At 73.9% G+C, this 12,958-nt stretch carries 13 protein-coding genes; 6 read left to right on the forward strand and 7 right to left on the reverse strand.

Features of this window, described 5'->3' with window-relative positions; genetic code table 11:
- Positions 1-4 precede the first annotated feature (4 nt).
- Positions 5-631, reverse strand: a complete 627-nt coding sequence (locus ACUXPL_RS01015; protein WP_036317229.1) for a Dps family protein — start codon at positions 629-631, stop codon at positions 5-7.
- Between the two features lie 326 nt (positions 632-957).
- On the opposite strand from ACUXPL_RS01015, the gene dnaK reads away from it, so the two are divergent.
- From dnaK to ACUXPL_RS01040, 5 genes are all read left to right on the forward strand, one after another.
- Positions 958-2,817, forward strand: a complete 1,860-nt coding sequence (dnaK, locus tag ACUXPL_RS01020; RefSeq protein ID WP_454181320.1) for a molecular chaperone DnaK — start codon at positions 958-960, stop codon at positions 2,815-2,817.
- 163 nt (positions 2,818-2,980) lie between these two features.
- Positions 2,981-3,643 (forward strand): nucleotide exchange factor GrpE, encoded by a 663-nt coding sequence (locus tag ACUXPL_RS01025; protein WP_180536097.1) that lies wholly within the window; start codon positions 2,981-2,983, stop codon positions 3,641-3,643.
- A gap of 68 nt (positions 3,644-3,711) precedes the next feature.
- Positions 3,712-4,704, forward strand: a complete 993-nt coding sequence (locus ACUXPL_RS01030; RefSeq protein ID WP_454181322.1) for a DnaJ C-terminal domain-containing protein — start codon at positions 3,712-3,714, stop codon at positions 4,702-4,704.
- Positions 4,701-5,252 carry a heat shock protein transcriptional repressor HspR gene (locus tag ACUXPL_RS01035; protein WP_255166791.1) on the forward strand — a complete coding sequence of 184 codons (552 nt, stop codon included), beginning with the start codon at positions 4,701-4,703 and terminating at the stop codon, positions 5,250-5,252. Before ACUXPL_RS01030 ends, ACUXPL_RS01035 begins: the two co-directional genes overlap by 4 nt.
- The gene (locus ACUXPL_RS01040; protein ID WP_454181324.1) at positions 5,231-6,298 is read left to right on the forward strand and encodes an alpha/beta hydrolase; all 1,068 of its coding nucleotides are present in this window, start codon (positions 5,231-5,233) and stop codon (positions 6,296-6,298) included. Before ACUXPL_RS01035 ends, ACUXPL_RS01040 begins: the two co-directional genes overlap by 22 nt.
- Before the next feature lie 22 nt (positions 6,299-6,320).
- On the opposite strand, the gene trmB is transcribed toward ACUXPL_RS01040, so the two are convergent.
- From trmB to ACUXPL_RS01055, 3 genes are all read right to left on the reverse strand, one after another.
- Complete coding sequence (gene trmB / locus ACUXPL_RS01045; RefSeq protein ID WP_454181326.1) at positions 6,321-7,316, reverse strand: tRNA (guanosine(46)-N7)-methyltransferase TrmB; 996 nt, start codon at positions 7,314-7,316, stop codon at positions 6,321-6,323.
- A gap of 70 nt (positions 7,317-7,386) precedes the next feature.
- Entirely contained in the window at positions 7,387-8,706 is a 1,320-nt protein-coding gene (locus ACUXPL_RS01050) for a hypothetical protein (RefSeq protein WP_454181328.1), read from the reverse strand.
- Positions 8,707-8,711: 5 nt separating this feature from the next.
- Positions 8,712-9,458, reverse strand: a complete 747-nt coding sequence (locus tag ACUXPL_RS01055) for a DedA family protein (protein WP_454181330.1) — start codon at positions 9,456-9,458, stop codon at positions 8,712-8,714.
- A gap of 200 nt (positions 9,459-9,658) precedes the next feature.
- Between ACUXPL_RS01055 and ACUXPL_RS01060 the strand changes: the two genes are divergently transcribed.
- Positions 9,659-10,252 carry a hypothetical protein gene (locus tag ACUXPL_RS01060; protein ID WP_078026127.1) on the forward strand — a complete coding sequence of 198 codons (594 nt, stop codon included), beginning with the start codon at positions 9,659-9,661 and terminating at the stop codon, positions 10,250-10,252.
- A gap of 89 nt (positions 10,253-10,341) precedes the next feature.
- Here the strand turns inward: ACUXPL_RS01060 and ACUXPL_RS01065 are convergent, their stop codons facing one another.
- From ACUXPL_RS01065 to ACUXPL_RS01075, 3 genes are read right to left on the reverse strand one after another with little or no spacing between them, the layout of a single operon-like run.
- Positions 10,342-11,145: an amino acid ABC transporter ATP-binding protein gene (locus ACUXPL_RS01065; RefSeq protein WP_115165878.1), complete on the reverse strand. Its 804-nt coding sequence runs from the start codon at positions 11,143-11,145 to the stop codon at positions 10,342-10,344.
- Between the two features lies 1 nt (position 11,146).
- On the reverse strand, positions 11,147-11,977 hold the full coding sequence (locus ACUXPL_RS01070; RefSeq protein ID WP_069941132.1) for an amino acid ABC transporter permease: 831 nt from the start codon (positions 11,975-11,977) through the stop codon (positions 11,147-11,149).
- Entirely contained in the window at positions 11,974-12,795 is an 822-nt protein-coding gene (locus ACUXPL_RS01075) for an ABC transporter substrate-binding protein (RefSeq protein WP_180536091.1), read from the reverse strand. Before ACUXPL_RS01075 ends, ACUXPL_RS01070 begins: the two co-directional genes overlap by 4 nt.
- Between the last annotated feature and the right edge of the window lie 163 nt (positions 12,796-12,958).

The raw sequence follows: 12,958 nt of genomic DNA on the forward strand, positions 1-12,958 counted from the left end.
GCGGTCACTTCTTCTTGGACTTCTTCGCGTCCGACTTCTTCGTGCGCCCGGCCTTCGGGGCGGGCGCGGACTGGGCGCCCTTCACGCGGCCCGCGGCGGCGGCCTCGGTGGTGGTGCCTGCGCTGCTCAGCCGGCCGTCGTCGGTGGTCAGGAACGAGCGCATGAACCACTGGAACAGCTCGAGCTGGGCCACCTGGTCGATGAGGATGTCCTGCGTGACCGGGTCGAGGTCCTCGGTGGCGTCGATGGCGGCGCGGTGGTCCGTCACGACGCCGTCGTAGACGAGGTCCAGCGCGGCCAGATGCTCCAGGGTCGACGCGCGGCCCAGCGTGTAGTCGTCCCACGCGCGGGCTGCCACGAGTGCGCCCGGGGTGCCGGCGGGGGAGACGCCCAGGGTGGCGATGCGCTCCGCGAGGACGTCCACCATCCCGCGGACCAGCTCGATCTGGGGGTCGAGCATCTCGTGCACGCCGATGAAGCCGGGGCCCACCACGTTCCAGTGGGCGTGCTTCAGGGTGAGCTGCAGGTCGTTGAGGGCGTGCAGGCGGCCCTGGAGGATCTCGGCGGTGCGGCGGCCCGTGCTCAGGGACAGGCCCGGGACGGTGTACTCGGCGGCGTTCTTCTCGGCCATGGTGGTGCTCCTTCTCCGTCGGGGTGGGCGCGCCGTCGGCGACGCCCCGTGATCCGCCATCCAACCGCGCGAGACCCCCGCGCTGCCAGGGCCGGGCGCCTGCACCGGAACGGAGCGCAGGCGAATCCGGGGCCTCGGGAATGGATCGTGGACGGCCCGCGTTGACCCCCGCAGAAGCAGAAGTGAGTGAAGTCGACTCAGGTTCACTTGACAGTCCACCACCCCGGTGGCAACCTGAGTCATGAAGGCTCAAGTCCCTGCGGTGCCGGTGCCCCCGGCCCGCGGGTCCGGCCCCCGCTTCACCGTCAGACAGGAAGGACCCCACCATGTCCCGTGCAGTCGGCATCGACCTCGGCACCACCAACTCCGTCGTCGCCGTCCTCGAGGGTGGCGACCCGGTCGTCATCGCGAACGCCGAGGGCGCCCGCACCACCCCGTCCGTCGTCGCGTTCTCCAAGGGCGGGGACGTCCTGGTCGGCGAGGTCGCCAAGCGCCAGGCCGTCAACAACCCCGAGCGCACCTACGCGTCCGTCAAGCGCCACATGGGCACCGACTGGACCACCGAGGTGGACGGCAAGAAGTACACCCCGCAGGAGATCTCGGCCCGCACGCTGATGAAGCTCAAGCACGACGCCGAGGAGTACCTGGGCGAGAAGGTCACCGACGCGGTGATCACCGTGCCCGCCTACTTCAACGACGCCGAGCGCCAGGCCACCAAGGAGGCCGGCGAGATCGCGGGCCTGAACGTCAAGCGCATCATCAACGAGCCCACCGCGGCCGCGCTGGCCTACGGCCTGGAGAAGGGCAAGGAGGACGAGCTCATCCTGGTCTTCGACCTGGGCGGCGGCACCTTCGACGTGTCCCTGCTCGAGGTCGCCAAGGACGAGGACGACTTCGCCACCATCCAGGTGCGCGCCACCGCCGGCGACAACCGCCTCGGCGGCGACGACTGGGACCAGCGGATCGTGGACTGGCTGCTCCAGCAGGCCAAGTCCAAGGGCGCGGACCTGTCCAAGGACAAGATCGCCCTGCAGCGTCTGAAGGAGGCCGCGGAGCAGGCCAAGAAGGAGCTCTCCTCGGCCACCTCCACCAACATCTCGCTGCAGTACCTGTCCGTGACCCCCGAGGGCCCGGTGCACCTGGACGAGCACCTCTCCCGCGCCAAGTTCCAGGACCTCACCAAGGACCTGCTCGAGCGCACCCGCAAGCCGTTCGAGGACGTCATCAAGGAGGCCGGCGTCAAGGTCTCCGACATCGACCACGTGGTCCTCGTCGGCGGCTCCACCCGCATGCCCGCCGTCTCCGAGCTCGTGAAGGAGCTGACCGGCGGCAAGGAGCCCAACAAGGGCGTGAACCCGGACGAGGTCGTCGCCATCGGCGCCTCGGTGCAGGCCGGCGTGCTCGCCGGTGAGCGCAAGGACGTGCTCCTGATCGACGTGACCCCGCTGTCGCTGGGCATCGAGACCAAGGGCGGCGTGATGGCCAAGCTCATCGAGCGCAACACGGCCATCCCCACCAAGCGCTCCGAGACGTTCACCACGGCCGAGGACAACCAGCCCTCCGTGTCCATCCAGGTCTTCCAGGGCGAGCGTGAGTTCACCCGGGACAACAAGGCGCTGGGCACCTTCGAGCTGACCGGCATCGCCCCGGCCCCGCGCGGCATGCCCCAGATCGAGGTCACCTTCGACATCGACGCGAACGGCATCGTGCACGTCTCCGCGAAGGACAAGGGCACCGGCACCGAGCAGTCGATGACCATCACGGGCGGCTCCTCGCTGTCCAAGGAGGACATCGACCGCATGGTCAAGGACGCCGAGGCCCACGCGGACGAGGACAAGAAGCGCCGCGAGGCCGCCGAGCGCCGCAACCAGGCGGAGCAGTCCGCGTACTCCGTGGACAAGCTCCTCCAGGACAACGCGGACAAGCTGCCCGAGGACGTCAAGACCGAGGTGCAGGCCGACGTCGACGCCCTGAAGGCCGCCCTGGAGAAGCAGGACAACGACGACGAGGTCGCCGCCGCGTTCGAGAAGCTCCAGGCCTCCCAGGTCAAGATCGGCGAGGCCCTCTACGCCCAGCAGGGCGCGGAGTCGGCCGACGCCGGCGCCGAGTCCGCCGCCCCACAGGGCGACGACGAGGACATCGTCGACGCCGAGGTGGTCGACGAGGACGACGAGAAGAAGGCCTGACACCCCGGGGCGGGGCGGGCGTCCACGCCCGCCCCGCCCGGAGGCCCACGACGCCGGCGGGCCGGCCCGGCAGCGCCCCTGCCGGGCCGGCCCGCCGGCCTTCCCGCACCACCCCCGCGCGGCGGACCCGCCGCACCCACCACCCGCTTCGAAAGGACACACCATGAGCGCCGACCAGCAGCGTCCGCACGGCTCCTCCGACGCCGAGCGCGGCTCCGAGGAGGAGCCCATCGTGTTCAACGACCGTCGCCGCATCGACCCCGAGACCGGTGAGCCCCGCGTCTCCGCCGAGAGCGCGGCCGAGCAGACCGAGGACGGCGACGCCCTCGCCCAGGCCGAGCGCATCCTCGACGAGGCCGGCGCGGAGGCCGGGGCCGAGGCGCCGCAGCCCGCGGCCTCGGACCGCGAGGCCGAGCTCGAGACCGACCTGCGCCGTCTGCAGGCCGAGTACGTGAACTACAAGCGTCGCGTGGACCGCGACCGCGACCTGGCCCGGGACGCCGGCGTGCTCAAGGCCGTCACCGCGCTGCTGCCGGTGCTCGACGACATCGACGCCGCCCGCGCCGCCGGCGACCTGACGGACGGTCCGTTCGCCGCCATCGCGACCAAGCTCGACACCGCCCTGGCCGGCCTCGGCCTCGAGCGCCACGACCAGGAGGCGCTGGCCGGCGTCGAGTTCGACCCGGCCGTGCACGAGGCCGTGATGCGCCAGCCGCACGCAGAGGTGCCCGCGGACCACGTGGTCCAGGTCTTCCGCAACGGCTACGTCCGGGACGGCCGCGTGCTGCGCGCCGCCCAGGTGATGGTCTCCGCCGGAGACGAGTGACCCCGTCGGCCGGCGGCCCGCCCCGCCGCCGGCCGACCCCCTGACCGATGCACACGAGAGGAGGCACCATGGCCTCGCAGGATTGGATGGACAAGGACTTCTACGCGACCCTGGGGGTGTCCAAGGACGCCTCCGATGCGGACGTGAAGAAGGCCTACCGCAAGCTCGCCCGCACCCACCACCCGGACCAGAACCCCGGGGACGAGGCGGCCGAGAAGAAGTTCAAGGAGATCTCGGAGGCGTACGCCGTCCTGAGCGACCCCCAGGAGCGCCAGGAGTACGACGCGATCCGCGCGATGGGCGGCGGCGCCCGGTTCTCCGCCCCGGGCGGTGCCGGCGGCGGCGGCTTCGAGGACGTCTTCGGCGGCATGTTCGGCGGCGGGGGCGGCCCCCGCACCACGCAGTCCGGGCCCGACCTGTCGGACCTGTTCAGCGGGATGTTCGGCGGCGCCGCCGGCCAGACCGGCGGCTTCGGCCCCGGCGGCTTCGGTGACGCCGGCTACGCGCGGCCGCGCCCCACGAAGGGCGCGGACCGCACCGCCACCACCACGATCTCCTTCCGCGGCTCGATCCAGGGCACCACGGTGTCCCTGCGCGCCGCGGACGGCGAGACGATCGAGGTGAAGATCCCCAAGGGCATCCGCGACGGCCAGAAGGTCCGGGCCCGCGGCAAGGGCGCGCCCGGCGCGGCCGGCCGCGGCGACCTGCTGGTCACCGTGCACGTGCGCGAGCACGAGTTCTTCCACCGGGACGGGGACGACCTGCGCATCACCGTGCCCGTCACCTTCCCCGAGGCCGCCCTCGGCGCCACGATCGAGGTGCCGACGCTGGAGCGCCCCGTGAAGGTGAAGGTGCCGGCGGGCTCCCAGTCCGGCCGCGTGCTGCGCCTGAAGGGCCGCGGTGTCGAGCGCGGGACGACGACGGGTGACCTGCTCGTGGAGCTGCACGTCACCGTGCCCACCGAGCTCGACGACGACGCCCGCGCCGCCGTCGAGGCCCTGCAGTCCGCCACGGCCGGCGACGATCCGCGGCGGGAGCTGGCCCGGAAGGCCGCCTGGTGAGCGCCCGCGACGGCGCCGCCCGCGCGGACCGGGGCCGCGAGCGGGGTCTCGACCGGAACGCCCCCGTCTTCGTGATCTCCGTGGCCGCCGAGATGGCGGACATGCACCCGCAGACCCTGCGCCAGTACGACCGGCTCGGCCTCGTGGTCCCCGCCCGCCAGGGCGGACGGCACCGCCGCTACTCCCTGGCCGACGTCGAGCGGCTGCAGACCGTGCAGGCCCTGAGCCGCGAAGGCATCTCGCTGGAGGGCATCCGCCGCGTGATCGCGCTGCAGCGCGAGGTCGAGCAGCTGCAGGACACCGTGGTCGAGCTGGCGGCCCAGGTGGACCGCCTCCACCACGCCTCCCGCCTGGCCCGCGTCTTCACCGTGGGCTCCGGCGGCGACGTCTCGGCCCGGTACGCCGACCGGATGGCCGCCCGCCGCCAGGCCGCGGCACGGACCGAGGCGGACGCCGCGGGCCAGGCCTCCCCGGGCGTCCTGCGGATGCTGCCCTCCGGCGGCGCCCGCCCCCGACGGGTGCTCACGTGGCAGCCCGAGCAGGACTGAGCCGGGCGTCGTTCGGGGCGGCCGCGCGGTCCCGCGTCCAGGAGCGGCTGCGCGCTGACATGGCCCGGCGCGACGGCCTCGGCCGGCAGGCCCGCAGCGCCCTGGACGGGATCGTCCACGCCCTCAAGCCGGAGGGCATGGACCCGCACCTGCCCGCCCGGCATCTGCTGGACTACGTCCTCGACGGCCCGGACGGTCCGCGCGCGGTGGTCGCAGCGGGGGACCCCGCGACCGCCACCCACCTGACCTGGCTCGTCTCCGGCATGGGCATCCGCCCCCAGACGGCCATGTGGGGGACGGCCCGGGAGGCCGCCCACCTCGCCGCCGCCCAGCGCGCCGCCGGCGCACCCCGCCCCGTCGTCATCGCGTGGCTCGGCTACCCCGCGCCCACGCCCTGGCGGGTGGTGCTCGACGGCCCCGGCCGGCGCGGCGGCGCGATGCTCGCCGCGGATGTGCGGGCCTGGTGGGAGTTCCTGCGCCACGGGCCGGGGGAGGAGGACGACGCCGCCCCAGCCCTGCGCGCCCGCGGGACCGCCGTGCACGGGGCCGTGGAGGCCCACTCGTACGGCTCGCTCGTGGCCGCGCACGCCCTGCGCCTGCTCGCGGACCGGGGCCTGCAGCCCGACGACGCCGAGGCCCCGCGGCCGGCCGAGCGTCCCGTCGAGGCCCTCGTGGTCTCGGGCGCGGTCGGCCTGCCCGCCGCCCTGGCAGCCCGGGCCGCGCACCTCGGCCTGCGGTCCGGACGGGTGTTCCGCGCCCTGGCCCCGGGCGATCTCCTCGCCCGGGTCGGCCGCGCGGTGGGCCGGCGTCGGGACTGGACGGACGCCGCCGCGCTGCCGGTGGTCCCGCGGCCCGGCCTGGCGGGGGCCACCGTCCGCGGCCACCACACGGCCCGCTGGTCGCCGACGGCCCCCGAGGACGCCCCGAGGGGCTACCGGGACGCCGGGTCCGTGACGCTCGCGGCGACCGCGCGGGTGACCGCCGGCCTGCCGCTGCCGCCCGTCCCGGACGGCGCCGACCCGGCCGGGCCGGTCGCCCCGGCCTGAGCGGCCCCGTCGGGCCCCGTGCTCAGCGGCGGCGGTACGCCAGGTCGAACACGAGGCGCCCGGCCCGCTGGGACTTCGCCTCGAAGCTCGTGATGGGTCGGCCCTCGAACCGGGGCGCCCAGCCGCCTTCGTGGTCCACGGGGTCCGCGGCCGCCGCGCCGGCCCGTGCCTCACCCAGGCCGGCACGCAGCGGGCGCTCCTCCTCGGCCGCGCTCTCCCAGCCCGCGGGCAGCGGCTGGGCACCCACCTCGGTCTCCCTGCCCTCGCGGCGCACCCGCGTGAGCGGGGATTCCTCGCCCGCGGCGCGCCCGGGGAAGAGGTTCTCGAACCCCGGGTGCGCCTCGAGCACCTCGCGCATCTGCACGGCGTAGCCCGACCAGTCCGTCGCCAGCCGCAGCACCCCGCCGGGGGCGAGCACCCGCGCCACGCGGTCCGCGAAGGCGGGGGAGACCAAACGGCGTTTGTGGTGCCGCTTCTTGTGCCACGGGTCCGGGAAGAACACCCACACCTCGGAGACGGAGCCGGGCGTGAGCAGGGCGTCCAGCAGCTCGGGGGCGTTGGCCTCCACGGCGCGGACGTTCTCCAGGCCCTGCTGCTCCACGCGCGTCATGAGCGCGGCCAGGCCGGGCACGTAGACCTCGACGGCGAGCACGTTCCAGTCCGGCCGGTCGGCGGCGGCCTGCGCCGTGGACTCGCCCAGCCCGGAGCCGATGTCCACCAGCAGGGGAGCCTCGCGCCCGAACACCCCCGCCCAGTCCAGTCGGGCCCGGGCGTCCACCGAGGTGGCGCCGCGGCCGCGGGGCACGTCCACGAGGACCCGCTCCGCCTGGCGGTCCCACACGGCCTGACGCCCCGCGTTCAGGCGCGCGCCGCGTCGGACGAAGGAGACCGGCTCCCGTCGGACGAGGGCGGGGTCCTTGTCCCGATTGTGGTCGTGCGCGTGGACGCGCTCGGCGGGCGGCGGCGCGGCATCGGGGCCGGGTGCGTCCGGGCGGGGGCGGGGGAGGTGCTCAGTCATCGCCCCGATCCTGCCACGGCCGCGCGTCGACGGCGCAGACCGCGGTCGACGACGGCGCCCGGCGCCGGGGTCAGGGGGTGCCGCTGGAGCGGTCCCCCGACGCGGGCGCCGAGGCCGTCGTGGCGGTCGGCTCGGGTGCGGACTCGGTCGGCTCGGGTGCGGACTCGGTCGGGTCCGGCGCGGGGTCTGTGGCCGGCGCGCTCGTGGACGGACCGGACGGGCTCGGGGACGTCGGGGTCGGGGACGTCGAGGTCGGCGTCGGGTCGGGGGTGCTCGGCGTCGGGCTGCCGGATCCCGTGCCCGACGGCGAGGACGAGGTGGGGGTCGACGTCGGCGAGGACGGAGTGGCCGAGCGGGTGGGCGCGGGGGCCGAGGAGGACGGGGCCGTGCTGCTCGGCACCGGGGTGCTCGCGCTGGGCGTCGGGGCCGCCGTGTCGGCGGGCGCGGAAGGGGGCGGCACGGGTGTGCCGGTGGCCTCCTCCGTCCACGAGGACGTCTCGGGCTCCGGCTCGGGGGCGGGCTCCGGCTGCTGCTCCGCGGGGGGCGGGGTGGAGCGGTCCGGCAGACGCAGGTCGGCGGGGGCGGAGGCGGCGTCCGCGGCGACGTGGCCCAGGTCGGACAGCCAGGCGGTCGCCGTGTCCCGGGGGATCCGCACCGTCAGGACGCCCGCGGCGGCCGGCGCCATGGACGCCTGGTCCGCCTCGAGCATCAGGCTGCCGTCCGGGAGGAAGACCACCGCGTCCCACACCCGGCGGTTCTCCACCTGCTCCGGGGCGTCGACCGCCGAGTCCAGACGTGAGCCGATCACGTCCGGGTCGTTGGCCATGCGCTGGCGCACCTCGGCGCGGAACGCGTCCCAGCCGTCGGGGGTGAAGAGATCGGCGGTCTCGAGCACGCGGTCCTCGCGGGCCGAGTACCAGATCACGTGCGAGGTGGACACGGAGTCCGTGCCGCGCCGTTCGGTGGCGAGCAGGCGGGCCGCGGCGATGTCCTCGGCCACGACGGCGAGCTGCGGCTGGATCTCCAGGCGCGGGTCCGCGCTGGGGTCGGTGTCCCGGCGGTACTGGTCGATCTGGTCGCGCACGGCCCCGGCCATGGCGTCCGTCCAGGCCGGCGCCCCGGGCACCTGCAGCCACGCCCCGTGGTGGTCCGGGTCCTCGCCCTCGAGCACGGCGATGCTCGCCTCCGGCACCCGCTCGAGGTCGTGCGAGGGGACCTCGACCGTGAACGGGGCCATGTCCATGGACGGCAGGGCGGAGGCCGCCGTCGTGGCGGGCGCAGGCTCGGGCTGCGGCTCGGTGCGGGCACAGGCGCTCAGCGCCACCAGGGCGACGGCGGCCAGGCCGAGGGCCGCGCGGCCACGGCGGGGGGAGGGCAGGACGGGGCGCATGCGATTCACTTCCGGTGGTCGGAGGACTCCAGGATGGCCTCGACGCGGGCGGCCATCTCGTCCGCGGTCGGCGGGCGCCAGTCCGGGTCGTTCCGGCGGCGGGCGTCGCGGCGCAGGCGCAGGACCACCCAGATCGCGAGGAAGGCCAGGATCAGGACCAGGACGACGTTGGAGAAGACGTCCGCGTACTCGGAGATGACGTGGAACCGCTCCCCGAGCGCGTAGCCGCCGTAGACGAAGATCGCGTTCCAGATCAGGGAGCCCAGCGCCGTGAACAGGGTGAACTTCGCGAGGTTCATCCGCTCGATGCCCGCGGGGATGGAGATCAGGGAGCGGAACACGGGGACCATGCGGCCCAGGAACACGGTCCAGTAGCCGTAGCGGATGAACCAGCGCTCGGTCTTGGCCACGTCCTCCATGTCCACCAGCGGCATGCGGTCCGCGATGCGGTACATGCGGTGGCGGCCGAGCCACGCGCCGATGCCGTAGAGGGCCAGCGCTCCGACGATCGAGCCGACCGTGGCCCAGACCAGCGCGGCGTGCGGGCTGAAGGCGCCGCCGGCCGCGGTGAAGCCGGCCAGGGGCAGGATCACCTCGGACGGGATGGGCGGGAAGATGTTCTCCGCGAAGACGGCCAGGCCGACGCCGATCGGGCCGACGGCCTCCATGATGTCCACGACGATGTTGCCGAGCCAGCCGTAGTCGGTGGGCGCGGCGGCGGCCACGGTCAGGGGTGCGACGAGGGGGAGCATGCGCCCCATTGTCCATCATCGGCCGCGTCTGCGACGTGGTGGAGGCGCCGACGTCGTCCGCTCTCCGCGCACAGCCGCGCCTCCGGGCGGGCGGGAGCGGGCTGCCGTTGGTACTGTCAGAGGTGCTGACCGCTCACCGACCGTTCGCGCCACACCTCACTCCACGTGCGTGCCGCGGGCCCTACTGGAAGGAAGACTCCATGAGCATCGTCCAGATTCCGCTGCGCCTGGCCTCCGGCGCGTTCATCCTGAACTCCGGCCTGAACAAGCGCGGCATCTCCGCGGAGCAGGCCCAGGGCCTGCGCGACATGGGCGCCCGCGGCCTGCCCGCGCTGGCCAACCTGTCGCCGGAGCAGTTCAAGAAGTTCCTCGTGACCACGGAGATCGGCGTGGGCTCGGCCCTGCTGGCCCCGTTCGTCCCGGGCTGGCTCGCCGGCTCCGCCCTGACCGCGTTCTCCGGCGGCCTGTTCTCCATGTACCTGAACACCCCGGAGATGACCGAGGCGGACGGCGTGCGTCCGTCCCAGGAGGGCACCGGCGTCGCCAAGGACATCTTCCTGGTCGGCTCCGGCCTGGCCATCGCCGCCGACTCCGTGGCCAACCGCCCCGGCAAGCGCCGCAAGGCCGCCAAGAAGCGCGCCGCCCGCATCGAGGGCGCCCGCGACGCCAAGGTGCAGGCCATCCGCGACGCCCAGGACGAGAAGGTCGCCGCGATCCACGCCGCCCGTGAGGAGCAGGTCGCCGCGCTGCGCGAGGCCCGTGACGAGCTGAAGAAGCTGCGCAAGAAGGCCTGACGCCTCCGCCGCACGCGTGAGGGGCCCCGCCCGGACCATGGTCCGGGCGGGGCCCCTCACGCATCTGCCCGCCCACCGGGCGGGCAGGCTCAGAGGTCGATCTCGGTGGGGTGCAGCACGCGGCGCAGGAAGTCCTGGGTGCGCGGCTGCTGGGGGTCGGAGATGACCGCGGCGGCCGGGCCGGCCTCCACCACGACGCCGCCGTCCATGAACACGACCCGGTCGGCCACCTCACGGGCGAAGCCCATCTCGTGGGTGACCACGAGCATGGTCATGCCGTCGCGGGCCAGCTGACGCATGATCGCCAGGACGTCGCCGACGGTCTCGGGGTCGAGGGCCGAGGTGGGCTCGTCGAAGAGCATCAGCTGCGGGTCCATGGCCAGCGCACGGGCGATCGCCACGCGCTGCTGCTGACCGCCGGAGAGCTGGTCCGGGTAGCGGTCCTCGAGCTCGGCCAGGCCCACGCGGGCCAGCTGCCGACGGGCGATGTCCACCGCCTCGGCCTTGCCCCGCTTGAGCACCTTGAGCTGGGCCACGGTGCAGTTCTCCAGCACGGACAGGTGCGGGAACAGGTTGAACTGCTGGAACACCATGCCCACGTGGCGGCGCAACACGTCCAGGTCCACGTCCTCGTCCGTGACCGTGAACTCACCGACCGTGACGACGCCCGAGTCGGGCTTCTCCAGCAGGTTCACGCAGCGCAGGAGGGTGGACTTGCCCGAGCCGGACGGGCCGATCAGGCACACGACCTCGCCGGGGGCGACGTCGAGGTCGATGCCGCGCAGCACGTGGTTGGCGCCGAAGGACTTGTGGAGGCCGGCCACGTGCACGCCGGCGGCGTCCGCGGCGGCCACCGCGCCGAAGGATCCGGTGATGGGGTTCTGCTGGGCCATCTCAGTGCCCCTTCTTGGTCGAACGGGCCTCGAACCGGCGGGCCAGCAGGGACAGCGGCACGGTGATCACGAGGTAGAACAGGCCGGCCACGAGGATCGGCGTCATGCCGGCGTCGAGGGCGGAGATGCCGTCGCGGCCGAACTTGGTGAGCTCGTACTCGTGCGCGGCCAGGCCGAGCACGTAGACCAGCGAGGAGTCCTTGGTCAGGAGGATGACCTCGTTGGTGAGCGGCGGCAGCACGATGCGGAACGCCTGGGGGATCACGATGGTGACCATGGCCCGCCACGTCGGCATGCCGAGGGAGCGTGCCGCCTCCATCTGGCCGCGGGGCACGGCCTGCAGGCCGGCGCGCAGGGTCTCGGCGATGTACGCGGCCGAGACCATGCCCAGGGCCGCCATCACCACGACGGGGATCGGCCAGGACACCCCGAACGCGAAGGGCACCCCGTAGCCGAAGGCGAGGAACACCAGCAGCGCGGGGACGCCGCGGAAGAACTCGACGTAGGCGGTGGCCAGCCACCGGTACGGGCCGAACGAGCTCAGGCGCATGAGCGCGAGCACGATGCCGCCCAGCAGGCCGACGACGAACGAGGTGACCGTGTAGAACAGCGTGTTGCCCAGGCCCACGAGGATCACGTTGGGGAACATCGGGGCCACGGCGGGGAAGTTCAGGACGTTCTCGGCGAGCGCGCCCCAGTCGATGAGGACGGCCAGGACGACGAGGGCGAGGACGAAGACGGCCGCCTGGATGATCAGGGACAGCCGACGACGGCGGCGCGCGCGGCCGGGCTTCATGGCCGGTGCGGGCGAGACGGGGGCCTGCGTGCTCATCGGTAGTCCTCCTGTGCCTGACCGAACCAGCGCTCCTGGAGCTCGGCCACGGTGCCGTCGTTGCGCAGCTCCTGCAGCGCGCGGTTCACGGCGGAGCCGAGCTGCGCCTTCTGCGGGCCGACCGCCATGCCGAGCTGCTCGCCCGTGGGCAGCGACTCGACCACCTCGAAGCGATCGTCGTCCTTGAGGGAGTAGAGCAGCACGGACTGGTTGCCCAGGGCGGCGTCCACGGTGCCGGCCTGGAGGGCCTGGATCTGCATGCCGCCGTCCTCGAACTGCACGGGGCTCAGGCCGTTCTGCTGGGCGTACTCGTCACCGGTGGTCGCGGCCTGCACGCCGATCCGGCGGCCCTTCGCGGAGTCGACGTCGGTGATGCCGGAGCCCTTCTTCGCGACCAGGACGAGGTCGTCGTCGAGGTAGGGGAGGGTGAAGGCCATGACGCGCTGGCGGGCCTCGGTGATGGAGATCGACGAGGCGTTCACGTCGCAGCCGGTGAGCGAGGCACCCGACTCGATGGCCTCGAAGGAGGAGTCGATCACGTTCACCCCGAGGCCCAGCTCCTCCGCCACCGCCTCGACCAGCTGGATGTCGTAGCCGGTCAGCTCACCGTTCTCCTCGAACTCGAAGGGCGGGTAGGGGACGTCGGAGCAGACCGTCAGGACGCCGGGCTGGACGAGCCCGTACGAGGTGCTCAGGTCGTCGTCCGACACGATGCCGGCGGATCCGGCGTCGCCGCCGAGGACGGCGCAGCCGGTGAGCAGCGCCGCCGACGCGGTGAGCCCCACGGCGCCGAGGAGGCGGGAGTGGATGCGGGTCATGGAGTGCCTTCTGTGCCGCCGTCGGGAGGACGGGCGGGCGGGTCGGAGGGAGCCGGCAGAGTGACGTGTTCCGCCGTGATTGGTGGTCATCGTAGTGCGTCGGGGCCGTCGCGGGCGCCGGGAGACGACTCGTCCCCGCGGAGCGGGCCGATCGGCCGGTGGC

The sequence above is a fragment of the Micrococcus sp. 140720015-1 genome (assembly GCF_053627595.1).

Bases quoted from the DNA above. Each gene is read 5' to 3' on its own strand.
- ACUXPL_RS01015 (WP_036317229.1), bottom strand. From the start codon at position 631: ATGGCCGAGAAGAACGCCGCCGAGTACACCGTCCCGGGCCTGTCCCTG.
- dnaK (WP_454181320.1), top strand. From the start codon at position 958: ATGTCCCGTGCAGTCGGCATCGACCTCGGCACCACCAACTCCGTCGTC.
- ACUXPL_RS01050 (WP_454181328.1), bottom strand. From the start codon at position 8,706: ATGCGCCCCGTCCTGCCCTCCCCCCGCCGTGGCCGCGCGGCCCTCGGC.
- ACUXPL_RS01055 (WP_454181330.1), bottom strand. From the start codon at position 9,458: ATGCTCCCCCTCGTCGCACCCCTGACCGTGGCCGCCGCCGCGCCCACC.
- ACUXPL_RS01065 (WP_115165878.1), bottom strand. From the start codon at position 11,145: ATGGCCCAGCAGAACCCCATCACCGGATCCTTCGGCGCGGTGGCCGCC.
- ACUXPL_RS01070 (WP_069941132.1), bottom strand. From the start codon at position 11,977: ATGAGCACGCAGGCCCCCGTCTCGCCCGCACCGGCCATGAAGCCCGGC.
- ACUXPL_RS01030 (WP_454181322.1), top strand. From the start codon at position 3,712: ATGGCCTCGCAGGATTGGATGGACAAGGACTTCTACGCGACCCTGGGG.
- ACUXPL_RS01075 (WP_180536091.1), bottom strand. From the start codon at position 12,795: ATGACCCGCATCCACTCCCGCCTCCTCGGCGCCGTGGGGCTCACCGCG.
- ACUXPL_RS01025 (WP_180536097.1), top strand. From the start codon at position 2,981: ATGAGCGCCGACCAGCAGCGTCCGCACGGCTCCTCCGACGCCGAGCGC.
- trmB (WP_454181326.1), bottom strand. From the start codon at position 7,316: ATGACTGAGCACCTCCCCCGCCCCCGCCCGGACGCACCCGGCCCCGAT.
- ACUXPL_RS01060 (WP_078026127.1), top strand. From the start codon at position 9,659: ATGAGCATCGTCCAGATTCCGCTGCGCCTGGCCTCCGGCGCGTTCATC.